22 protein-coding genes are annotated in these 21,144 nt (G+C 60.6%); 11 read left to right on the forward strand and 11 right to left on the reverse strand.

The window, feature by feature from the left end; genetic code table 11:
- Nucleotides 1-79 precede the first annotated feature (79 nt).
- The 6 genes from ACEN93_RS18505 to hisF all read left to right on the forward strand — a co-directional run bounded on the left by ACEN93_RS18505 (nt 80) and on the right by hisF (nt 5,128).
- On the forward strand, nt 80-1,744 hold the full coding sequence (locus ACEN93_RS18505) for an OFA family MFS transporter (RefSeq protein ID WP_039764668.1): 1,665 nt from the start codon (nt 80-82) through the stop codon (nt 1,742-1,744).
- A gap of 271 nt (nt 1,745-2,015) precedes the next feature.
- Nucleotides 2,016-2,609, forward strand: a complete 594-nt coding sequence (gene hisB, locus ACEN93_RS18510) for an imidazoleglycerol-phosphate dehydratase HisB (RefSeq protein ID WP_039764670.1) — start codon at nt 2,016-2,018, stop codon at nt 2,607-2,609.
- The gene (hisH, locus tag ACEN93_RS18515) at nt 2,609-3,247 is read left to right on the forward strand and encodes an imidazole glycerol phosphate synthase subunit HisH (RefSeq protein WP_007952546.1); all 639 of its coding nucleotides are present in this window, start codon (nt 2,609-2,611) and stop codon (nt 3,245-3,247) included. Before hisB ends, hisH begins: the two co-directional genes overlap by 1 nt.
- Entirely contained in the window at nt 3,248-3,508 is a 261-nt protein-coding gene (locus ACEN93_RS18520; protein ID WP_025110933.1) for a DUF2164 domain-containing protein, read from the forward strand.
- A gap of 102 nt (nt 3,509-3,610) precedes the next feature.
- The gene (gene hisA / locus ACEN93_RS18525; RefSeq protein WP_495610353.1) at nt 3,611-4,348 is read left to right on the forward strand and encodes a 1-(5-phosphoribosyl)-5-[(5-phosphoribosylamino)methylideneamino]imidazole-4-carboxamide isomerase; all 738 of its coding nucleotides are present in this window, start codon (nt 3,611-3,613) and stop codon (nt 4,346-4,348) included.
- 9 nt (nt 4,349-4,357) lie between these two features.
- Nucleotides 4,358-5,128: an imidazole glycerol phosphate synthase subunit HisF gene (gene hisF / locus ACEN93_RS18530; RefSeq protein WP_007897430.1), complete on the forward strand. Its 771-nt coding sequence runs from the start codon at nt 4,358-4,360 to the stop codon at nt 5,126-5,128.
- A 51-nt stretch (nt 5,129-5,179) separates the two neighbouring features.
- Here the strand turns inward: hisF and ACEN93_RS18535 are convergent, their stop codons facing one another.
- Nucleotides 5,180-6,646: a trypsin-like serine peptidase gene (locus ACEN93_RS18535; RefSeq protein WP_052266508.1), complete on the reverse strand. Its 1,467-nt coding sequence runs from the start codon at nt 6,644-6,646 to the stop codon at nt 5,180-5,182.
- 214 nt (nt 6,647-6,860) lie between these two features.
- On the opposite strand from ACEN93_RS18535, the gene ACEN93_RS18540 reads away from it, so the two are divergent.
- Nucleotides 6,861-7,616: a substrate-binding periplasmic protein gene (locus ACEN93_RS18540; protein WP_163973865.1), complete on the forward strand. Its 756-nt coding sequence runs from the start codon at nt 6,861-6,863 to the stop codon at nt 7,614-7,616.
- Here ACEN93_RS18540 and ACEN93_RS18545 read toward each other — a convergent pair.
- The 5 genes from ACEN93_RS18545 to gpmI form a co-directional block, all read right to left on the reverse strand.
- A complete protein-coding gene (locus tag ACEN93_RS18545) occupies nt 7,597-8,970 on the reverse strand; it encodes a Vps62-related protein (RefSeq protein ID WP_495610354.1) in 1,374 nt (457 codons plus the stop codon). The genes ACEN93_RS18540 and ACEN93_RS18545 overlap by 20 nt on opposite strands.
- A 116-nt stretch (nt 8,971-9,086) precedes the next feature.
- Nucleotides 9,087-9,863, reverse strand: a complete 777-nt coding sequence (locus ACEN93_RS18550) for a divergent polysaccharide deacetylase family protein (RefSeq protein ID WP_039764681.1) — start codon at nt 9,861-9,863, stop codon at nt 9,087-9,089.
- A gap of 2 nt (nt 9,864-9,865) precedes the next feature.
- A complete protein-coding gene (locus tag ACEN93_RS18555) occupies nt 9,866-11,185 on the reverse strand; it encodes a S41 family peptidase (RefSeq protein ID WP_011332024.1) in 1,320 nt (439 codons plus the stop codon).
- A 31-nt stretch (nt 11,186-11,216) separates the two neighbouring features.
- Entirely contained in the window at nt 11,217-12,503 is a 1,287-nt protein-coding gene (locus ACEN93_RS18560) for a murein hydrolase activator EnvC family protein (protein WP_039764683.1), read from the reverse strand.
- 136 nt (nt 12,504-12,639) lie between these two features.
- On the reverse strand, nt 12,640-14,166 hold the full coding sequence (gene gpmI / locus ACEN93_RS18565) for a 2,3-bisphosphoglycerate-independent phosphoglycerate mutase (protein WP_039764684.1): 1,527 nt from the start codon (nt 14,164-14,166) through the stop codon (nt 12,640-12,642).
- A gap of 152 nt (nt 14,167-14,318) precedes the next feature.
- Between gpmI and ACEN93_RS18570 the strand changes: the two genes are divergently transcribed.
- Genes ACEN93_RS18570 through secB form a run of 3 tightly spaced genes read left to right on the forward strand, consistent with a single transcriptional unit; the run spans nt 14,319 to nt 15,527 of the window.
- Nucleotides 14,319-14,732, forward strand: coding sequence for a rhodanese-like domain-containing protein (locus ACEN93_RS18570; RefSeq protein ID WP_007952524.1), 414 nt, complete (start codon nt 14,319-14,321; stop codon nt 14,730-14,732).
- Nucleotide 14,733: 1 nt separating this feature from the next.
- Nucleotides 14,734-14,988: a glutaredoxin 3 gene (grxC, locus tag ACEN93_RS18575; RefSeq protein WP_007952522.1), complete on the forward strand. Its 255-nt coding sequence runs from the start codon at nt 14,734-14,736 to the stop codon at nt 14,986-14,988.
- Nucleotides 14,989-15,041: 53 nt separating this feature from the next.
- The gene (gene secB, locus ACEN93_RS18580; RefSeq protein WP_039764689.1) at nt 15,042-15,527 is read left to right on the forward strand and encodes a protein-export chaperone SecB; all 486 of its coding nucleotides are present in this window, start codon (nt 15,042-15,044) and stop codon (nt 15,525-15,527) included.
- A 182-nt stretch (nt 15,528-15,709) separates the two neighbouring features.
- Here the strand turns inward: secB and ACEN93_RS18585 are convergent, their stop codons facing one another.
- Nucleotides 15,710-16,165 carry a tRNA (cytidine(34)-2'-O)-methyltransferase gene (locus ACEN93_RS18585; RefSeq protein ID WP_007952520.1) on the reverse strand — a complete coding sequence of 152 codons (456 nt, stop codon included), beginning with the start codon at nt 16,163-16,165 and terminating at the stop codon, nt 15,710-15,712.
- Between ACEN93_RS18585 and ACEN93_RS18590 the strand changes: the two genes are divergently transcribed.
- Nucleotides 16,164-16,604 (forward strand): hypothetical protein, encoded by a 441-nt coding sequence (locus ACEN93_RS18590; RefSeq protein WP_495610355.1) that lies wholly within the window; start codon nt 16,164-16,166, stop codon nt 16,602-16,604. The genes ACEN93_RS18585 and ACEN93_RS18590 overlap by 2 nt on opposite strands.
- Nucleotides 16,605-17,014: 410 nt before the next feature.
- Here ACEN93_RS18590 and ntrC read toward each other — a convergent pair whose 3' ends face one another.
- The 4 genes from ntrC to ACEN93_RS18610 form a co-directional block, all read right to left on the reverse strand.
- Entirely contained in the window at nt 17,015-18,451 is a 1,437-nt protein-coding gene (ntrC, locus tag ACEN93_RS18595) for a nitrogen regulation protein NR(I) (protein WP_007952518.1), read from the reverse strand.
- Nucleotides 18,448-19,533 (reverse strand): nitrogen regulation protein NR(II), encoded by a 1,086-nt coding sequence (gene glnL / locus ACEN93_RS18600; RefSeq protein WP_007952516.1) that lies wholly within the window; start codon nt 19,531-19,533, stop codon nt 18,448-18,450. The genes ntrC and glnL overlap by 4 nt, the downstream gene beginning before the upstream one ends.
- A gap of 230 nt (nt 19,534-19,763) precedes the next feature.
- Complete coding sequence (locus ACEN93_RS18605; protein WP_495610356.1) at nt 19,764-20,387, reverse strand: DUF4124 domain-containing protein; 624 nt, start codon at nt 20,385-20,387, stop codon at nt 19,764-19,766.
- Nucleotides 20,384-20,893 (reverse strand): DUF4124 domain-containing protein, encoded by a 510-nt coding sequence (locus ACEN93_RS18610; RefSeq protein WP_495610357.1) that lies wholly within the window; start codon nt 20,891-20,893, stop codon nt 20,384-20,386. The genes ACEN93_RS18605 and ACEN93_RS18610 overlap by 4 nt, the downstream gene beginning before the upstream one ends.
- Nucleotides 20,894-21,144: the final 251 nt, after the last annotated feature.

Consider the following 21,144-nt stretch of genomic DNA (forward strand, 5'->3'; position numbering starts at 1 on the left):
AAAAACGGTCATGCCTGCGTGCATAAAGGCCGGGGTGGGCAGTGGCTGGCGAACCATACTAATAATTGGGGGATACACAATGAGCACGACCATTACGGCGGACGGCTTCAAAGCCGATCAGCCCGGGTTCCTGTCCAAGGAACGCATCATCGCCAAGCCCGGTTTCAACCGTTGGCTGGTCCCGCCGGCCGCTCTGGCCATTCACCTGTGCATCGGCATGGCCTACGGCTTCTCGGTGTTCTGGTTGCCGCTGTCCAAGGCGCTGGGCGTCACCGCTCCGGTGGCTTGCGCACCGGACATGAGCTTCATCGCACAAGTCTTCTCGTCGCAATGCGACTGGCCGATCTCCATGCTCGGCTGGATCTACACCCTGTTCTTCATCTTCCTCGGCTGCTCGGCAGCGATCTGGGGCGGCTGGCTCGAACATGCAGGTCCTCGCAAGGCCGGTGTTGTATCGGCATTGTGCTGGTGCGGCGGCCTGCTGATTTCTGCGCTGGGTATTTATACCCACCAGATCTGGCTGATGTGGATCGGCTCCGGCGTGATCGGCGGTATCGGTCTGGGCCTGGGCTACATCTCGCCAGTGTCGACCCTGATCAAGTGGTTCCCGGACAAGCGCGGCATGGCGACCGGCATGGCGATCATGGGCTTCGGCGGTGGCGCGATGGTCGGTGCGCCACTGGCGACCGCTCTGATGAGTCATTTCGCTTCGCCAACCGGTGTCGGCGTGTGGCAGAGCTTCGTGGCCATGGCGGCGATCTACTTCGTGTTCATGATCGGTGGCGCGCTGGCGTACCGCGTACCGCCAACCGGCTGGAAGCCTGAAGGCTGGACCGCGCCGGCGAAGAAAGCGTCGAACGCGATGATCACCCACCGTCACGTTCACGTGAACGTGGCGTGGAAAACCCCGCAATTCCGTCTGGTGTGGCTGGTGCTGTGCCTGAACGTGTCCGCCGGTATCGGCATCCTCGGCATGGCTTCGCCACTGTTGCAGGAAGTGTTCGGCGGCAAGCTGCTGGGTAATGATCTGCCGTTCGGTCAGCTGGACGCCGGTCAACTGGCTTCCATCGCTGCAATTGCGGCCGGTTTCACCGGTCTGCTGAGCCTGTTCAACATCGGCGGCCGTTTCTTCTGGGCCTCGTTCTCGGACTACCTGGGCCGCAAGAACACTTACTTCGTGTTCTTCGCACTGGGTTTTGCGCTGTACGCGCTGATCCCGAACCTCGGTCACCTGGGCAACGTTGCGCTTTTCGTGGCGGCGTTCTGCATCATCCTGTCGATGTACGGCGGTGGTTTCGCCACCGTTCCGGCGTATCTGGCCGACCTGTTCGGTACGCAGATGGTGGGCGCGATCCACGGTCGTCTGCTGACGGCCTGGGCTGCCGCTGGCGTGCTGGGTCCGGTGCTGGTGAACTACCTGCGTGAGTATCAGCTGAGCATCGGCGTTGAACGCGCCGCCGCTTACGACATCACCCTGTACATCCTCGCCGGCCTGCTGGTGCTGGGTTTCCTGTGCAACCTGCTGGTACGCCCGGTGGCCGACAAGTACTTCATGACCGACGCTGAACTGGCGGCCGAACAGGCGCTGGGCCACGACAAGGGTGCTGACGGCAGCACCGTGCTGGAGTGGAAAGCCGCGCCGGGCAGCAAGCCGTTGGCGATCGCTGCGTGGCTGGTGGTGGGGATTCCGTTGGCGTGGGGTGTGTGGGTGACCCTGCAGAAGACGGCGGTTCTGTTCCACTAAGTTCGTTTACACCTGATCGTTCCCACGCTCTGCGTGGGAATGTCTCCCTGTGACGCTCTGCGTCACATTCGAAGTGGACGCAGAGCGTCCGGGGCTGCACTCCCACGCAGAGCGTGGGAGCGATCAGTGCCATTCAACGCTTGTATGGACATGTCTATCCCCGACAGCGCGGGGTTCTATCCGTCAGTCATTCCACCTATCGTGTTTCTGTTTCGGCCCCGCGCCCCTATAATGGCTGCCTTTTTCGCCCAATGATTTTGCGGAGCTGGTGATGGCCGAACGTAAGGCGTCTGTCGAGCGCGACACTCTGGAAACCCAGATCAAAGCCTCGATCAACCTTGATGGCACCGGAAAGGCCCGATTCGATATCGGTGTTCCTTTTCTTGAGCACATGCTGGATCAGATCGCCCGTCACGGGCTGATCGACCTGGATATCCAATGCAAGGGCGATCTGCATATCGACGACCACCATACGGTGGAAGACGTCGGTATCACCCTCGGCCAGGCCTTCGCGCAAGCCATTGGCGACAAGAAAGGCATCCGTCGCTACGGCCACGCCTACGTGCCGCTCGATGAAGCGCTGTCGCGCGTGGTGATCGACTTCTCCGGCCGTCCGGGCCTGCAGATGCACGTGCCGTACACCCGCGCCACCGTTGGCGGCTTCGACGTCGACCTGTTCCAGGAATTCTTCCAGGGCTTCGTCAACCACGCGCTGGTCAGCCTGCACATCGACAACCTGCGCGGCACCAACACCCACCACCAGATCGAAACCGTGTTCAAGGCTTTCGGCCGCGCACTGCGCATGGCCGTCGAGTTGGACGAGCGCATGGCCGGCCAGATGCCTTCGACCAAGGGCGTCCTGTAATGCAGACGGTTGCAGTTATCGACTACGGCATGGGCAACCTGCACTCGGTGGCCAAGGCCCTTGAGCACGTCGGTGCCGGCAAGGTGCTGATCACCAGCGATGCGGCAGTGATCCGCGAAGCCGACCGCGTGGTGTTCCCCGGTGTCGGTGCGATTCGCGATTGCATGGCGGAGATCCGTCGCCTCGGTTTCGACTCGCTGGTGCGTGAAGTCAGCCAGGATCGTCCGTTCCTCGGCATCTGCGTCGGCATGCAAGCCTTGCTCGACTCCAGCGAAGAAAACGACGGCGTCGACTGCATCGGCCTGTTCCCGGGCGCGGTGAAGTTCTTCGGCAAGGACCTGCATGAAGACGGCGAGCACCTGAAAGTCCCGCACATGGGCTGGAACGAAGTGAAGCAGGCGGTGGATCACCCGCTGTGGCACAACATTCCGGACCTGGCGCGTTTCTACTTCGTGCACAGCTACTACATCGCCGCCGGCAACCCGCGGCAGGTGGTCGGCAGCGGTCATTACGGCGTCGATTTCGCCGCGGCACTGGCCGAAGGTTCGCGTTTCGCCGTGCAGTTCCACCCGGAGAAGAGCCATACCCATGGCCTGCAATTGCTGCAGAACTTCGCGGCGTGGGACGGTCGCTGGTAAATGGCCGTCAAGAAATCCAAACCGCCGATCCTGACCCTTACTCCCGAGCAGGAGAACGAGGCCAACCGCAAGATTCAGCGGTTCATGGAGGATCGTTTCGAACTGGACCTGGGTTCGTTCGAGGCGGCGGAAATTCTTGAGCTGTTTACCCGCGAAATTGCTCCGCACTATTACAACAGGGCGATTTTCGATGTGCAGACCCACCTCAAGGAGCGGTTTGAAAGCATCGAAAGCGACCTGTGGGCGCTCGAGAAGAATTAGGGCAGCGGCAAGCTTCAAGCTGCAAGCTGCAAGAAGTACACACGCGTGCGCGCTTGCAGCTTATGGCTTGCAGCTTGCAGCTCTTTTGACGAAGGAAAAAGCATGCTGATTATTCCCGCTATCGATCTCAAAGACGGTGCCTGCGTACGTCTGCGCCAGGGCCGCATGGAAGATTCCACAGTGTTTTCCGATGACCCGGTGAGCATGGCTGCCAAGTGGGTGGAGGGCGGCTGCCGTCGTCTGCATCTGGTCGATCTGAACGGCGCTTTCGAAGGCCAGCCGGTCAACGGCGAAGTGGTGACCGCGATCACCAAGCGCTACCCGACCCTGCCGATCCAGATCGGCGGCGGCATCCGTTCGCTGGAAACCATTGAGCACTACGTCAAGGCTGGCGTCAGCTACGTGATCATCGGCACCAAAGCGGTGAAGGATCCGGCGTTCGTCGCTGAAGCCTGCCGTGCGTTCCCGGGCAAGATCATCGTTGGTCTGGATGCCAAAGACGGTTTTGTCGCCACCGATGGCTGGGCTGAAATCAGCACCGTGCAGGTCATCGACCTGGCCAAACAGTTCGAAGCCGACGGCGTGTCCTCGATCGTTTATACCGACATCGCCAAAGACGGCATGATGCAGGGCTGCAACGTGCCGTTCACCGCTGCGCTGGCGGCTGCCACCAGGATCCCGGTGATCGCTTCCGGCGGCATTCACAACCTCGGTGACATCAAGTCGCTGCTCGATGCCAAGGCACCGGGCATCATCGGCGCCATCACCGGCCGGGCGATCTACGAAGGCACTCTCGATGTCGCCGAAGCGCAAGCTTTCTGCGATTCGTACCAAGGCTGAGGACTGACCATGGCGCTGGCCAAACGCATCATCCCTTGCCTGGACGTGGACAACGGCCGGGTCGTCAAAGGTGTGAAGTTCGAGAACATCCGTGACGCTGGCGACCCGGTGGAAATCGCCCGTCGCTACGACGAGCAGGGTGCCGACGAGATTACCTTTCTCGACATCACCGCCAGTGTCGATGGCCGTGACACCACGCTGCACACCGTCGAGCGCATGGCCAGCCAGGTGTTCATCCCGCTGACCGTCGGCGGTGGCGTACGTACCGTGCAGGACATCCGCAACCTGCTCAACGCCGGTGCGGACAAGGTGTCGATCAACACCGCTGCCGTGTTCAACCCGGAATTCGTCGGCGAAGCGGCGCAGCATTTCGGCTCGCAATGCATCGTCGTCGCCATCGACGCCAAGAAGGTCTCGGGACCTGGCGAAACCCCGCGCTGGGAGATCTTCACCCACGGCGGTCGCAAGCCGACCGGCCTCGACGCGGTCGAGTGGGCGAAGAAAATGGAAGGCCTGGGTGCCGGTGAAATCCTCCTGACCAGCATGGATCAGGACGGCATGAAAAACGGCTTCGACCTCGGCGTGACCCGCGCCATCAGTGATGCGCTGGGCATTCCGGTGATCGCTTCCGGCGGCGTCGGCAACCTGCAGCATCTGGCGGACGGCATCCTTGAAGGCCACGCCAGCGCAGTATTGGCGGCGAGTATTTTCCACTTCGGCGAATACACCGTGCAGGAAGCCAAGGCCTACATGGCCCATCGCGGCATCGTGATGCGCTAGCAAGCATCCCCTTTGGAGTAGTCGCTTCAAAGGGGATGCAGGTCTGGAGAGTTAAAGCGTGTCGAACTGGTCAACCCTTACCTCTGACCTGTCATCTGATCGGTCATACGCAACACTGCATAGAGTGGCAGGCAAATCCTTTTTGTGAAGATAGACTTCCATATACTCCGACTTTGGGCTGAATCCATCGGGGGCTTGACAGTCAATGCTGTCGGATGGACCGACTTTGTAGGAGTACATTTTGCTTGCCCCTTCCGAAGTCACCAAAATATAAGTGGGTCTTTTTTTCAGGTTGAGATCAGGAAGCGGAACGATTTCGTCCTCAATCAGAACGATAGGCAGCGACAAGGCATTTCGTAAGAGTCCTGGCGGTAACTCTGGCCTGGAAGAGTTTGTGCCAATGATGCAAAGGAAATAACGCCCGGTTCTGGAACCTATCTTGGTATTGATGATGGAGTTTTCGGAACTGATCGCGGCGGAGTAGTGCAAGGGGCTTTCGCATTTTTTTGCCACGCGGACTGTCTTGTGACGATAGAACGCTGTGTCGATAGAGAACCGGTAATCCCAAGTCGGTGCTATGGCAGCGCCGCTTTTCGACATCTTGATTTTCTTGTATTTGGCGGAGGTTCGCTTGTCTGTTTCTACATTGAATGTCGGATAGAGTTCGCAGTAATTTTCAAATAGAAAGCCAGATCGGAAGCAGCTTCTCAGGTGGGGTACAAAACTTCCGTAAAGATTACCTTCGATTGCAGAGTAACCTTTTTTCGTTGGTATACAGGGTTCATCCAGGTCGCAAGGGGATATAGGCGGATACTCATTACCTGTACCTACGACACCAATGACTTCATTGGTGTAGCGATCAAGCAGCGGTGCCCCTGAGACGCCTCCTTTAATACTCTTGCAGCGAGTCTTGAAGTTATTACGCCACACCCAATCTCCTTCAATGATGTCCGGAGCGGATTTAAGCGTACAAGCTGTCATTTCGAGCGTTCGATACTGTGGCGCTCCCACAACCAGAACCTCCGAATTCAGGGCTGGTGTGCCTGTGGCCAGTTTTAGAGGTTTTATACCATCTTCCATAAGTGTTTTCAGGCTGACGTCAAGTTGGACGATGGCGATGTCGACACCTTGCATGCTGCGCCATTTCACATTTTTCAGGTTGTAGGTTTTATGTTTTTCGACATCGTCAAAGTAGTTGAACGTCATGGTTCCTTGTAGGGGTTGGTTTTGCATGATTTGGCCGTTGGACAAGTTGATGCAATGGCCAGCAGTCAGAACATAAGCCGGAGGGCGCTGGACGCCAGTTTTTTCCAGTGTATCAAGCAAGGTAGCGGTGCAAGTGGAGCCGGTCGTCAGGCGACCGATACCCTGCCAGTGATCGCGTGAACCATCGCGGTTATCCAGGGTGATTGCAGGTAACAGGCGTTTAACGCCTTCGCCGTAGTCGTGATTGGTCGCCATGCAGGTGGCACAGAACAATCCTAATGTGGCGAACAACAGTAATTTGATTGAATACATCGTTAACGCTCTTGAGTTATCGGTTAAAACACCACGGTGGTGCTGGTAACGCCAATAAACCAGGGATCAAGAGCGGGGCGGTGTTAGTTATGTACTACCCAAGGCCTGGTTTTCCAGGTATGGAAGATCTTATCGGTATGAAGTCATAACGCCAGTAGACAGCATGGCGTACCCAAGGCACTCTTGGGCACGCCATGGATTTCGGTAGCCCGACATGATCAAACGCCTGCTTCTCGCCCTCGCCAGTGCCTCCGTGTTGTTGATCAACACCGGCCACGCCGAAGAAAGTCCCGACACCGATCTGGTGCTCCTCACCGAAAACTTCCCGCCGTACAACATGGCGAAGAACGGCAAGAATTTCGCCCAGGACGAAAACATCAACGGTATCGCCACGGATATCGTGCGCGAGATGTTCAAGCGTGCCGGCATCAGTTACAGCCTGACCCTGCGCTTCCCCTGGGAGCGGGTCTACAAGCTGGCGCTGGAAAACCCCGGCTACGGTGCGTTCGTCATGGCGCGGCTTCCGGATCGCGAAAAACTCTTCAAGTGGGTCGGCCCGATAGGCCCGGACGACTGGGTCATGCTGGCCAAGGCCGACAGCAAGATCACCCTCGAAACCCTCAACGACGCGCGCAAATACAAGATCGGCGCCTACAAGGGCGATGCGATTGCCGAGACCCTGACCAAGCAGGGGTTGAAGCCGGCAGTGGTGCTGCGTGATCAGGACAACGCCAGAAAACTGGTCAGCGGCCAGATCGACCTGTGGGCCACCGGCGACCCGGCCGGGCGCTATCTGGCGCGGCAGGATGGCGTGACCGGGCTGAAAACCGTACTGCGCTTCAACAGCGCCGAGTTGTATCTGGCACTGAACAAGGACGTACCGGACGAAGCCGTTGCCAAGCTTCAAACCGCGCTCGATCAGATGCGCAAGGAAGGCGTGGTCGACGAAATCATGGGGCGCTATCTGTAGCGGTCGACGAGCCCGGCGACGATTGCGCAACAACGTCGGCGCCGCTCGTGATGGTTTCCGTCGACGGGTTTGCCGCCATGACAGGCATCGGGGTTACTGTCTCGACGGCTTCTGGTGGGTATTCACTCATGACAAGACGGGTGTCATCGGTGTAACCAAGCGGGACGGTGACTTCAGTGCCATCCTCCCGTACCAGCTCGTAGTGGCTTTCCATCTGATACACCGCGACCGATTTGAGTTTTGCCGCCATGGCGATGACGACCCGAGAGCCTGATTCGCTCCACTCGCTGGAGGACGTTTCGGTGTGAGTGAAATCCCGCGGCAGGCACGCCGAGAACTTTGTTGCCCGGATATCACTGGGCATCGCAGCCGGCCAGGCCTTGGTGAATTCCACGGCGGTATGGCGATTGAATAGCCGCATGGCCGCTGCATTTTGCGCCCTTGGCGCTTTCCATTTGATCGACTGAGCCTGCTCCGTGGTATTTCGGCCGTACCCGACCAGCACATATTGGTCGGTTCTTTTCAGATCGTAGTAACGCGAGTGGAGAAATCCATCATTGGGTTGAGCGTGATCGCTGACTGCAAACCACGGCAGGCGGGCAGTCTGCGTGACCTTCGCCACTGCGCTTTCGGGATTGATGTGTGCAGTCAGTACCGGAGCTTCTGCAGGTGCGCTGACTTGAACCGGAATCGGTATCCGTAGTGCATACGCGAAAGGGCCGGTTGTCGGTTTGTTGTGGCTCGGGGCGCCAATAAAGGTACCGGGCGCAAAGCAGATTTCGCCCGCCGCGGCGGTCGGGGGATCAATGCTCCAGGCGCTGAAGTTCAGCTTTGCACCACTGCCTTTGTCATCCCAGAGCAGATCGCCGAGGTCGGCAGCAACGACCAGATCGGCCCTGACGCAACGGATGGCGTTGAGTGAGGGTTTGCCGTGATCGCTGGAGCAGGTCATACCCAGTGCGACATAGCCTTGCGGCGCAATCGGACGCCAGATCGAAGTGCGCGTGGCGGCTCCCGATCCGGATTCTTTCCAGACAAGTTCGAAGTCGGTGGGTCGGCTGAGTGCTTTGCCCCTGGTGTTACCGTGGTCTTGTAACGTTGCCTCGCAGACCACTGCGGCGACAATTTCGCCGTTGATGGAGGTGTTGTTGGGGATGAGGATGTCTCCCAGCGGAAAGTATCCCGGCAGAAGATCGGGAGCCGGCGCAGGGCGCCAGAAGGTGGCGGGCCTGGCCCGTGTGCCGTTGCTGTTCCAGATACGGTTGAATTCGCTGGTGAAGTTGATCAGCAGGTTGTCGAGCCTGATCGGCTCCATTGGCCTGTCTCGCAATGAAGCATTGTCGTTGGTAGTCATAGTCAATCCTGATAATTGAATGGCAACTCGAAAGAGTTGCGACCTGTGGCAGGTCTGACTATCCGGAAAGAGGGCAGGCGCCAGGCGGTAACTATTTATGGGCGTGTGTCGGTTTGTTACCGATAAATCCCGTCTTTGCCATGCGCGGCCGTGGCGCGATTGCTGCGCACACTGATCATCTGCTTGATGTCGATCCACTCGATGCCCTGGGCTTTCAACTTCGGCAGTTCCCGCTCCAGCACTGCCAGCGTCTGTGGATAAGGGTGCCCGATCATCACCGCCGAACCCTGTTTGTGCGCCAGACTGATCGCTGTCTGCAATTGAGTCAGGATCGCCGCTTCTGTGCGCTCGTCATCGAGAAACACATCCCGCGAAACACTCGCCAGATCGATCTTCTGCGCCTGCTGCGCAGCCACGGTCCGGGCGCTGGTGCGGCTGTCGACGAAGAACTTGTGGCGGCGCTGCAACTCGCCCATCAACCACGCCATGGCCACCGGCTGTGCGGTCATGCGACTGCCCATGTGGTTGTTGATGCCGGCGGTGTAGGGGACCATTTTGAACGCGGCATTCAGGCGTTTTTCGAGTTCTTCGATGGGCAGCTCGGGATGCCAGGCGAACGGGCCGGTGGCCGGGTCCATCGGCATGTGCAGGATCACGACCTTGCCGGCGCGATGGGCTTCGCGGGCGAATTCGGTGGCGTGCGGGGTGTCGGGCATGATCGCGGTGGTGACAGGCCCGGGCAGGGCCAGCACCCGGCGATCCCGGGGCAGGTTCTGCCCCAGGTCGTCGATGATCAGTGTCAGGTAGGCTTTTTGAGGTGTGGGTCTGGCAGGTTCTGCGTGAGCAGCACCCGCCAGACAGCACAGCAGGACGAAGAGGAAACGCAAAGACATCCTCAACGGCCGGACGTGATGCTCAGGCCTTTGAGCAGGCTCAGGGCCTGGGCCAACTGGTAATCGTCATCCTGCGGCATCGCCTTGGCCTTGCCGCCGGAGCCGGTCGGTTTGTCCGCGCCGCCGTTGCCGTTGCCCAGGTGACCTTGCAGATCGGCTTCCTTGAAGTAGTCGCTGTCCGCCTCGTTGGTGATCTTGGCGCGGCGCACTTCGATGTCCGGGACGATGCCCTGGGCCTGGATCGAACGGCCGTTCGGTGTGAAGTACAGCGCCGTGGTGATCTTCAGCGCGCGGTCGTTGTTCAGCGGCAGCACGGTCTGCACCGAGCCCTTGCCGAAACTGGTGGTGCCCATGACCACGGCGCGTTTCTGGTCCTGCAGGGCGCCGGCGACGATTTCCGAGGCCGAAGCGCTGCCACCGTTGATCAGCACGACCATCGGCACCGCTTCGCTTTCGTCCTTGCCGGTGGCGGAGAAGCGCAGTTCGGAATTGGCGATTCGGCCCTTGGTGTAGACGATCAGGCCTTTGGTGATGAAGTGATCGACCACTTCCACCGCTGCCTGCAGCACACCACCCGGGTTGTTGCGCAGGTCGAGGATGATGCCGTTGAGCTTCTTGCCGTTGTCCTTGCGCAGCTTGGCCAGGGCCTTGGAAACCTCTTCGCCGGTCTTGACCTGGAATTGGGTGATGCGGATCAGGCCATAGCCGGATTCGAGCAGCTGTGCCTTGACGCTCTTCACCTGAATCACCGCGCGGGCCAGGGTCACGTCGAACGGCGTGCCGCCGTCGCGCACCAGGGTCAGGGTGATCTTCTGGCCGATCTTGCCGCGCATCTTGTCCACGGCTTCGGTCATGGTCTGGCCGCGGGTCGGTGCGCCGTTGATCTTGACGATGAAGTCGCCGGCCTGGATGCCGGCCTTCGACGCCGGAGTGTCGTCGATTGGCGACACGACCTTGATGAAGCCGTCTTCGGCGCCGACCTCGATGCCCAGACCACCGAACTCACCGCTGGTGCTTTCCTGCAACTCGGCGAAGTCTTCAGGGCCCAGGTAGGCGGAGTGCGGATCAAGGTTGCTGAGCATGCCCTTGATCGCGTTTTCCAGCAGGGTCTTGTCGTCCACCGGTTCGACATAGGCGGCCTTGATCCGGTCCATGACCTCGGCAAAGGTGCGCAGCTCTTCCAGCGGCAACGGCGCCTTGGAAGTCGCGGCAGTACCTGCCGGAGCGACGGCCGGAGCCGGTTGAGCGGCAAACGCCAGAGGCGCGCCGATCACCAGGGCGATCGTCAGGGCCAGCGAGGTAAGGCGGGACAAATGCAGCATGTCGAACGAACTCCTGAATTAGATGGCGTGCTTATCCTTGCGCACGGCACCATTGCGCCGGATCACTCGGGTGACCCTGCTGACGAATTGCGAAATACAGCGCTGGTGTGTCCTGGCCGCCACTGTTACCCACAGTGGAGATGGACTCACCGGCTTTTACCACGTCACCTGCCGACTTCAGTAGCGTCTGGTTGTGACCGTAAAGACTCAGAAAACCGTTGCCGTGGTCGAGAATCACCAGCAGCCCGGCACCGCGCAGCCAGTCGGCAAACACCACGCGCCCGCCGTGTACGGCATGCACCTGGCTGCCGGCGGAGGCGCTGATCATCACGCCGTCCCACTTGGTGCGGGCATCGTCGCCACGGGTTTCGCCGAAGCGTGCCAGCAGTCGACCATCAACCGGCCATGGAAGTTTTCCCCGACTTGATGCAAAAGGGCCACCGAAGGTCTCGCCGCCGCTGGATACCAGGGCGCCGGGTGTCGATCTGACCGGTTTGCGTGGGGCGTCGGAGTTTTCCGCCTCGGCCTCACGCAAGCGCTTTTTTTCGGCTTCCTGCTGGGCGATGAGCGCTTTCTGTCGCGCTTCTTCTGCCTCACGAGCCTGGCGGGCCAGGGTTTCTTCAATGGTTTTAAGGACTTTAGACAGGTCTGCCTGATCCTGCTCGCGGGCGGCCAGTTTCTGGTCTCGGGCTTTCACGTCGTCATTGAGCTTGGCAAGGGCCTGCTGGCGCTCCTTGCGGACCTTGTCGAGCGCTTCGCGCCGAGTGTCGAGATCGCTTTGCTGCGCCAGCAACTGCGCCTGCTGCACGCCGATGTCCTTTTCGACATTGGCCAGTTGGCGCAAGGTTTCGTTGAAGCTCTTCAGCTGTTCCAGGCGAGCCTGGCTCAGGTAGTCGTAATAGGTGAGGGTGCGGGCGAATTTCTCGGGATTCTGCTGGTTGAGCAGCAGTTTGAGGTATTCCTGGCGACCGTTCTGGTAGGCGGCGCGGGCCTGGATGGCGATCAGTCGCTGCTGTTCAGTGCGCGCGCTCTGGAGTTTTTTTTTCTCCGCATCGAGCCGCTGCAGCTCGGACTCGCTCTTCTTGAGCTCTTTCTGCAGGGCTTCGACCTGCTTCTCGAGCTTGCCCATCTCGGTTTCGGTGCCCTTGAGCTCCTTTTGTACCCCGGATTTTTCCTCCTGGAGCTTGCCCAGCAGTTTTTTCAGCTCGGCAATGTCCTGGCGCGTGGCGTCCAGTTGCTGTTGGGTTTGCGCGCGCTCATCCGCGAAGGCCGGTTGGAGCAGGCATGTCAGAGCGAGGGCGATCAGGACGCGAAGCATAGAGGCGGGCGGCACCAGGGTAAGGGACGGCCTAGTATGCCCGCCCGACGCGGCAAAAAAAACGCCTCAAAGCCAACTGCTTTGAGGCGTTCGTCATAAAAAGCCGTTTCAGGCTGATTACAGGGCGTTTTTGATATCAGACCAGAATCGAAGTGCCAGTCATTTCCGCCGGTTTTTCCAGGCCCAACAGTTTCAGCATGGTTGGCGCCACGTCCGCCAGCACGCCGCCTTCGCGGACTTTCAGGTCACGCTTGCCGACATAGATGAACGGCACCGGTTCGGTGGTGTGCGCGGTATGCGCTTGCCCGGTGGATTCGTCGGCCATCTGCTCGACGTTGCCGTGGTCGGCGGTGATCAGCGCTTCGCCGCCGACTTTTTCCAGGGCTTCGACGATGCGGCCGACGCAGGTGTCCAGGCATTCCACGGCTTTCACTGCGGCTTCGAACACGCCGCTATGGCCGACCATGTCGCCGTTGGCGTAGTTGACCACGATCACGTCGTAGCGCTGGTTCTCGATGGCCTCGACGATGCGATCAGTGACTTCCGGAGCGCTCATTTCCGGCTGCAAGTCATACGTGGCGACTTTTGGCGACGGGATCAGGATGCGCTCTTCGCCCGGGAACGGTTCTTCGCGGCCGCCGGAGAAGAAGAAGGTCACGTGGGCGTACTTCTCGGTTTCGGCGATGCGCAGTTGGGTCTTGCCGTTTTTCGCCAGATAGTCGCCGAGCACGTTTTCCAGGCTGCCCGGGGCAAAGGCTGCGGGGGCCGGGATGCTGGCGGCGTACTGGGTCAGTCCCACGTACTGCACTTTTGGCTGGCGTGCGCGCTCGAATTCCTGGAAACCGTCTTCGACAAACACGCGGCTCAGCTCGCGGGCGCGGTCGGCGCGGAAGTTCATGAACACCACGGCATCGCCGTCTTCGACTTTCACCGGCTCACCGATGCTGGTGGCCTTGACGAATTCGTCGCTCTCGCCACGGGCGTAAGCGGCTTCCAGCCCTTCCTGGGCGGTGGCGGCGTTGAATTCGCCCTTGCCGTCAACGATCAGATTGTAGGCCTGGGCCACGCGATCCCAGCGGTTGTCGCGGTCCATGGCGTAGTAGCGGCCGATCAGGCTGGCGATGCGGCCCTTGCCGAGGGCCTGGAAGGTCGCATCGAGCAGTTCGATCGACGAGGCGGCGCTTTTCGGCGGCGTGTCACGGCCGTCGAGGAAGGCGTGCAGGTAGATCTTTTCGGCGCCGCGCTTGAAGGCCAGTTCGGCCATGGCGATCAGGTGATCCTGGTGGCTGTGAACGCCGCCATCCGACAGCAGGCCCATGAAGTGCACGGCCTTGCCGGCGGCCACGGCCTTGTCCACGGCGGCGCAGATGGTCGGGTTCTCGAAGAACTCGCCGTCGCGGATCGCTTTGGTCACACGGGTGAAGTCCTGATACACCACGCGGCCGGCGCCGAGGTTCATGTGGCCGACTTCAGAGTTGCCCATCTGGCCGTCCGGCAGACCGACGTCCATGCCGCTGCCCGAGATCAAGCCATTCGGCACGGTGGCCCACAGGCGATCCAGCACAGGCTTTTTGGCCGCATAGACGGCGTTGGATTCGGGGCTGTCGCTGTGACCGAAGCCGTCGAGAATCATCAGGACCAAAGGTTTAGGCGTGGTAGTCATGGAATCCACTCGTGGCTAATAAGAAGAGGGCGATGGAAAAGGGAGTTGGAGTTTAAAGCGAAGTTCCGGCGGCGTCACCGCCGGACGGGGTTTGGCCGACCATAGTGGCTGTGTATACTGGCCGACATTTTAACGCCCTGGAACCTCCTTCGATGGTTGCTCACCTGATTGAATTTGCCACTAACCACTACATTCTTGTCGGTATCTTCGTCGTACTGCTGGCTTTGCTGCTGGCGCATACGGTGCAGGGCGGCGGTAAAAGCCTGAGCACGGGCGAGCTGACCGCACTGGTCAACAAGGAAGCCGGCGTGGTGGTGGACATCCGTCCGAGCAAGGACTACGCCGCCGGTCACATCGTTGGCGCGGTGAACATTCCCCAGGACAAACTGGCCGCCCGCATCGGCGAGCTGGAAAAACACAAGGCCAAGACCATCATTCTGGTCGACGCCCTGGGCCAGACCGCCGGCACCCATGCCCGCGAGCTGATGAAGGCCGGCTTCACCGCCGCAAAGCTGTCCGGCGGGATTTCCAGCTGGAAAGGCGACAACCTGCCGTTGGTGAAGTGACATGAGCGACGTCATCGTCTACTCCAGCGATTACTGCCCTTACTGCTCGCGCGCCAAGTACCTGCTCGCGAACAAAGGCGTGGCCTTCGAAGAGATCAAGGTCGATGGCAAGCCGCAGGTGCGCGCCGCCATGGCCCAGAAGGCCGGACGCACGTCCGTGCCGCAAATCTGGATCGGTGATACCCACGTCGGCGGATGTGATGATTTGTATGCCCTGGAGCGCGCCGGCAAGCTCGACGCGCTGCTCAAGGCCTGACCTGCTGCACACGTAAAGAACCCTAAAAGACCCAAGATCAGAAAGGATCTGAGATGACTGACCAACAGAACACTGCAGCCAGCGAAGAAGAAACTGCACCGCAATTCTCCTTGCAGCGCATCTACGTACGCGACCTGTCCTTCGAAGCCCCGAAAAGCCCGGCGATCTTCCGCCAGCAGTGGGATCCGGCGGTCTCTCTGGATCTGAACACCCGCCAGAAAGCCCTGGAAGGTGATTTCTACGAAGTCGTGCTGACCCTGTCCGTCACCGTGAAAAACGGTGAAGAAGTGGCCTTCATCGCTGAAGTGCAACAGGCCGGTATCTTCCTGATCAAGAACCTGGACGCGGCTTCCATGAGCCACACCCTGGGTGCGTTCTGCCCGAACATCCTGTTCCCGTACGCTCGCGAAACCCTGGACAGCCTGGTGACCCGCGGTTCGTTCCCGGCCCTGATGCTGGCCCCGGTGAACTTCGACGCCCTGTACGCGCAAGAGCTGCAGCGCATGCAGGAATCCGGCGAAACTCCGACTGTTCAGTAAGCGGTCGATGCAACACCGAAAAAAGCGCCGTTACAGGCGCTTTTTTCTTGGCTGATCGTTCCCACGTCGAGGCGTCGAACCGTCCGCGCGGGAATGCCTCAAGGGACGCTCCGCGTCCAGTGACGCGGAGCGTCACGGGCTGCATTCCCACGCAGAGCGTGGGAACGATCAATCCAAGGGTGTTATTTGAAGTCGTTCTGCCGCCACGCTTCATAAACGGCCACTGCCACGGTATTGGACAGGTTCAGGCTGCGGCAGCCTTCGCGCATCGGCAGGCGCAAGCGCTGTTCGCCGGGCAGGGCGTCGAGCACTTCCGGCGGCAGGCCACGGCTTTCCGGGCCGAAGATGAACGCATCGCCCGGGACGAACGCGGCATCGTGAAACGGCCGCGAACCCTTGGTGGTGAAGGCGAACAGCCGTGGATGACCGAGGCTTTCGAGGCAACTGGCGAGGTCGGCATGGCGCTGCAAGGTGGCATACTCGTGGTAGTCGAGACCGGCGCGGCGCAAGCGCTTGTCGTCCATCTCGAAACCCAGCGGTTCGATCAAATGCAGGTGGCAGCCGCTGTTGGCGCACAGCCTGATAACGTTGCCGGTGTTCGGCGGAATTTCCGGTTGAAAAAGGATGACGTGAAACATGCACGGCTCCGAAGGTAAAGATGACGCGTATTCTACGCCGCAAGCGGATCCGCGTTCGAAACTATTCCCGCGGGTGATGGCCTCACTGGCGATCGTCGGTGTGATGGTCGGGATGATGATCGGCCGTTTGACCACACCTGACCCGACCGTTTTGCAGCAGGTCGAGGTGATCGATGGCGGTCTGGCGGTCTGGTTCAACAACGAGCCGAAGCTGCATGGCGAGATCGTCGATGGCAGCGTTGCGCTGTTGTTCGAGGCCGAAGGCCAGGCGCAGAAAGGCCAGCTCAAGTTCAACGGCAAGGACGTGAACTGGCGGACGCGGTTGAGTGACGGGGGATTGTTGCTGACGCTGGTGGCGGCGCGGCCGCTGCAGGGCGACTGGGCCGGCCAGGAGGTCGATGACCGCTGGCGGCTGGAGATCCATCTCCGGGAGCAATAAAAGAGGGAATCCCCGGCCTGCCTGTACCAAGGTTCCCGAAACGGGCGGGCTCATCGCATCGCGTTCTGAGCCGGTGTAAAGAAGGAACCCCTGACCTGCCTGTATCAAGGGCCCCAAAAGGGTGGACTCGATGAGTCCGGTGTAAAGAGGGGAATCCCCGGCCTGCCTGTACCAAGGCCCCCGAAAGGGTGGGTGAATCGAATCACCTGATGGAGTTATTGCAGGGGGCGTGCCAGGTTTTCTCGATTTGTAACAAATAAGCCCGACGCAATGACGAAGGCCCCGTAGTACGGGGCCTTCGTCTTTTTACAGGTTGGGATTTTCAGCTGTTTACAGTGCAAGCCCGGACCGGTGACCGTGCCCGATTAAGGGTCACGGTGCCTTGCGGCGGTGCAGGTTGGCGCTGAATCTCAGCCTTCATCGCCCTCGTCATCATCCCCGCCATCGACCTTCATGCCGAGTTCCTTGATCTTGCGGGTCAGGGTGTTCCGGCCCCAGCCCAGCAGCACCGCAGCGTCGCGACGACGCCCGGCGGTGTGCTTCAGAGCCGTTTCGATCATGATTCGCTCGAACGCCGGCACCGCGCTGTCGAGCAGGCTCGACTGCCCGCGTGCCAGGGCCTGATCGGCCCATTGGCGCAGCGCCTGTTCCCAGTTGGTCACTGGCGCCGAGTCCTGCGGCAGGCTCAGCAGTTCCGGCGGCAGGTCGCTGATGTGTACCTCGCGCCCGGACGCCATCACGGTGATCCAGCGGCAGGTGTTTTCCAGCTGGCGCACGTTGCCAGGCCACGGCAGGTTCTTCAGGTATTCCTCGGTCTCGCTTTTCAGCAGCTTCGGCTCCACCGCCAGCTCTTGCGCGGCGCGGCTGAGGAAATGCTTGGCCAGGGTCGGGATGTCTTCGCGACGGTCCGACAGGCGCGGGATGTGGATGCGGATCACGTTGAGGCGGTGGAACAAGTCCTCACGGAATTTCCCGGCGTGAACCAGGGTTTCCAGATTCTGGTGGGTCGCCGCGATGATCCGTACATCGACCTTGACCGGCACATGCCCGCCGACGCGATAGAACTCGCCATCGGCCAGCACCCGCAGCAGTCGGGTCTGGGTGTCCGCCGGCATGTCGCCGATTTCATCGAGGAACAGCGTGCCGCCGTCGGCCTGTTCGAAACGGCCGCGACGCAGGTTGGCCGCACCGGTGAACGCGCCTTTTTCGTGGCCGAACAGTTCGGATTCCATCAGGTCTTTCGGGATCGCCGCCATGTTCAGCGCGATGAACGGCGAGGCCGCACGCGGGCTGTGGCGGTGCAGGGCGTGGGCCACCAGTTCTTTACCGGTGCCGGATTCACCGTTGATCAGCACGGTGATGTTGGAGTGGCTCAAGCGCCCGATGGCGCGAAACACCTCCTGCATCGCCGGCGCTTCGCCGATGATTTCCGGGGTGCGGGTCAGGGTCGGGGCGACTTCCAGGCCTTGCTGCTCCTGGGCGTGCTGATTGGCACGTTTGACCAGTGACACGGCTTCGTCGACATCGAACGGCTTGGGCAGGTATTCGAACGCGCCACCCTGATAGGAGGCGACAGCGCTGTCCAGATCGGAATGAGCGGTCATGATGATCACCGGCAGCCGCGGGTGCTGCTCGCGGATCCGTGCCAGCAGGTCCAGGCCGCTGGCGCCGGGCATGCGGATATCGGAGATGATCACGTCCGGCTGCTGGCGCGCGAGGCGGCTCATCACGCCATCGGCACTGTCGAAGCTCTGGGTGGTCATGCCTTCCTGTTGCAGGGCCTTTTCCAGAACCCAACGGATAGAACGGTCGTCATCGACGATCCACACGGTTTCACTACGGCTCATGTCGATGTGGCTCCTTGTTCCAGTGGCAGAAAGATCGAGAACGTGGTGTGGCCTGGATGGCTGTCACACTCGATCAGGCCCTGGTGCTGGCTGATGATGTTCTGGGTGATGGCCAGGCCGAGCCCGGTACCGTCCGGACGGCCGCTGACCATGGGAAAGAAGATGGTTTCCTGCAGTTCCGCCGGAATGCCCGGACCGTTGTCGATGATCTCGATCTTGGTCACCAGGCGATGACGGACGTGGCCGATGGTGAACTGGCGCATGGCGCGGGTGCGCAGGCTGATGCGGCCCAGGCGCAGCTCGTTCTGGCTGCTGATGGCCTGCATCGCGTTGCGCACAATATTCAACACCGCCTGAATCATTTGTTCGCGGTCGATCAGGACATCGGGGATGCTCGGGTCGTAATCGCGCACCAGCGTGATGCAGCCCTGGCTTTCGGCCTCGACCAGTTGGCAGACGCGCTCCAGCACTTCGTGGACGTTGCACAAGGCCAGCGACGGCAGTTTGTTCGAACCGAGCATGCGGTCGACCAGATTGCGCAGGCGGTCGGCCTCTTCGATGATGACGTTGGTGTAATCGCGCAGGCTGTCTTCCGGCAGTTCCCGGGCCAGCAGTTGCGCGGCGCCACGAATGCCGCCGAGCGGGTTCTTGATCTCGTGGGCCAGGCCGCGCACCAGCATCTTGCTGGTTTCCTGTTTCGACAGTTGCGCCTCTTCCTTGGTGATGCGCAACAGGCGATCACGGGGATGCACTTCCAGCAAAAGCAGGGTCGCGCCGTTGCTGAGGATTGGCGTCACCGCGTAATCCACGGTCAGGGTCTGGCCGGTGAGGGCGGTGAGCATCGCTTCGCGCTTGGTGAACGGGTGCGCCTGCTCCACCGCCTGGCGCAACGAATTGAGCGCCTCGGTGGACTCGGTGAACAGCTCGCTGATGAACTGCCCATGGCTGCGCTGACCGCTGATGGCCAGCAGCATCTCCGCCGCCGGGTTCATGTACTCGAGGCGCAATTCGCTGTCGAGCAGGATGGTGGCGGTGGTCAGATTGTCGAGTAGCAAGCGATGCAGTGCGTCACTGATGGTCATGAGGACCTCTTTTGGAGCATGGCGCGCGCAGGGAGACAGCGCTGATGCGAGGAAAATGCAAAAACCAAACCAAGGCTCCGAAAAGAAGCGTTCAACCCCTGAAACGGGCGTTTGACGCTCGTTTGCGTGGCAGTCAAACCGCTCTGGCGGGTACTTTCGAACCAAAATGGGTTGGAATGTGAGTACGGTGCAGCGTATTGCACCAATATAGTGCGCAAAGCTGAACGACGTCAGAAGAAACGCAGGAAAGGATTTTTCGGTTCGGCGGGTTTGTCTTTCAGCGGGCATTCCGGGCGCACGCCATAGTCGGCGCTGACGCACGGTTTGACCTGACGCTTCTGTGCCAGGGAAATGCGCTGCATGTGGAACGGCTGGTTGGCGGTTTTCTCCACGGTCCGGCCTTGGGCGTCGAGGATTTCCACCGACAGGTTGTGGCTGCCACGATCGATGTTGCTCAGCGGGAACACCGGGCTCAGGCCGGGTTCGCCGACGGCCTGGCCATCCAGTAGCAGGCGATACAAATGACCTTTTTGCAGGCCCGGCTCGCTGGTGACGCTGACGATCAGCTCGCCGGCGCTGCTGCGAATGGTCGCGTCCGGCTCGGGAATCAGCACGCGCAGCATGTCGTAGCGAAACAGCGTCGGCTCAGCTGATTGCTTCGACGGCGCGACCGGCGCGGCGGCGGTCGGATTCGAGACCATGCGATTGCTGGTGGCCAGCGGCACACGCTTGGCGTTGCCGCGCGGTTGGTCCGTATAGACACGATTGCCCTGTGCGTCGATGTAAGTGAACACCTCGGCCGATGCGTCAAACGCGATCAGCAACAGGCACAGGGCAATCAATCCCCGCGTCATGGCTTGTGCACCCGCTGCACGGTGAACACCACCGCAGGGCTCTGCTGAATGATCGCCTCGCCATTGATCACCTGCACCGCCAGCCGATGCTCGCCCCGGTCGACGTTCACCAGTTGCAGGATCGGCACATTGCTCGGCTGGCCATAAGGCGCGTCGTCCAGCAGCAGACGCAATTGATGTGGCGGTTGCAGGCGCGGCGTGATCAGCACGCTGACCGTGAACGTACCGTTGTTGGCGCGCAGGGCTTCTTCGGTAGGCAGGCCGGTCAGCTCCAGCGCTTCATAGGCATTGCGCGCTGGCGCTTGGCTAACCGTTTCTGACGATGGCGCGCTCGGTGCCTGAGGCTGGACGCTGTTTAGCGGCGGCAACTCCACCGGCTGCGCCTGCACGCCGTCCGGCGCGTGATCGCTGTACACGGTGTTGCCGCTGGCATCGGTGTACTTGTAGATCTGCGCGGCGGCGGGCAGGGCGATCAGCAGCAAAATACAGAGAAGGGTGCGACCCATGAAATCGACCGGAAACGAAAACGATGGGTTGCAGCATAGGCCAGTCGCGGCGGTTGGCCCAACCCCTGCACACATCCAGAGATTATTCGGTTGATCGTTCCCACGCTCTGCGTAGGAATGCAGCCCGTGACGCTCCGCGTCACCGGACGCGGAGCGTCCCTTGAGGCGTTCCCACGCAGAACGTGGGAACGATCAGAGGCGATAAATTGCGGGCACAAAAAAGGCCTCCCGAAGGAGGCCTCTTTCTGTCA

Source organism: Pseudomonas sp. Pseusp21 (assembly GCF_059492145.1).

Coding starts and splice junctions, on each gene's coding strand:
- ACEN93_RS18505 (WP_039764668.1), top strand. CDS start 80: ATGAGCACGACCATTACGGCGGACGGCTTCAAAGCCGATCAGCCCGGG.
- hisB (WP_039764670.1), top strand. CDS start 2,016: ATGGCCGAACGTAAGGCGTCTGTCGAGCGCGACACTCTGGAAACCCAG.
- hisH (WP_007952546.1), top strand. CDS start 2,609: ATGCAGACGGTTGCAGTTATCGACTACGGCATGGGCAACCTGCACTCG.
- ACEN93_RS18520 (WP_025110933.1), top strand. CDS start 3,248: ATGGCCGTCAAGAAATCCAAACCGCCGATCCTGACCCTTACTCCCGAG.
- hisA (WP_495610353.1), top strand. CDS start 3,611: ATGCTGATTATTCCCGCTATCGATCTCAAAGACGGTGCCTGCGTACGT.
- hisF (WP_007897430.1), top strand. CDS start 4,358: ATGGCGCTGGCCAAACGCATCATCCCTTGCCTGGACGTGGACAACGGC.
- ACEN93_RS18535 (WP_052266508.1), bottom strand. CDS start 6,646: ATGTATTCAATCAAATTACTGTTGTTCGCCACATTAGGATTGTTCTGT.
- ACEN93_RS18540 (WP_163973865.1), top strand. CDS start 6,861: ATGATCAAACGCCTGCTTCTCGCCCTCGCCAGTGCCTCCGTGTTGTTG.
- ACEN93_RS18545 (WP_495610354.1), bottom strand. CDS start 8,970: ATGACTACCAACGACAATGCTTCATTGCGAGACAGGCCAATGGAGCCG.
- ACEN93_RS18550 (WP_039764681.1), bottom strand. CDS start 9,863: ATGTCTTTGCGTTTCCTCTTCGTCCTGCTGTGCTGTCTGGCGGGTGCT.
- ACEN93_RS18555 (WP_011332024.1), bottom strand. CDS start 11,185: ATGCTGCATTTGTCCCGCCTTACCTCGCTGGCCCTGACGATCGCCCTG.
- ACEN93_RS18560 (WP_039764683.1), bottom strand. CDS start 12,503: ATGCTTCGCGTCCTGATCGCCCTCGCTCTGACATGCCTGCTCCAACCG.
- gpmI (WP_039764684.1), bottom strand. CDS start 14,166: ATGACTACCACGCCTAAACCTTTGGTCCTGATGATTCTCGACGGCTTC.
- ACEN93_RS18570 (WP_007952524.1), top strand. CDS start 14,319: ATGGTTGCTCACCTGATTGAATTTGCCACTAACCACTACATTCTTGTC.
- grxC (WP_007952522.1), top strand. CDS start 14,734: ATGAGCGACGTCATCGTCTACTCCAGCGATTACTGCCCTTACTGCTCG.
- secB (WP_039764689.1), top strand. CDS start 15,042: ATGACTGACCAACAGAACACTGCAGCCAGCGAAGAAGAAACTGCACCG.
- ACEN93_RS18590 (WP_495610355.1), top strand. CDS start 16,164: ATGCACGGCTCCGAAGGTAAAGATGACGCGTATTCTACGCCGCAAGCG.
- ACEN93_RS18585 (WP_007952520.1), bottom strand. CDS start 16,165: ATGTTTCACGTCATCCTTTTTCAACCGGAAATTCCGCCGAACACCGGC.
- ntrC (WP_007952518.1), bottom strand. CDS start 18,451: ATGAGCCGTAGTGAAACCGTGTGGATCGTCGATGACGACCGTTCTATC.
- glnL (WP_007952516.1), bottom strand. CDS start 19,533: ATGACCATCAGTGACGCACTGCATCGCTTGCTACTCGACAATCTGACC.
- ACEN93_RS18605 (WP_495610356.1), bottom strand. CDS start 20,387: ATGACGCGGGGATTGATTGCCCTGTGCCTGTTGCTGATCGCGTTTGAC.
- ACEN93_RS18610 (WP_495610357.1), bottom strand. CDS start 20,893: ATGGGTCGCACCCTTCTCTGTATTTTGCTGCTGATCGCCCTGCCCGCC.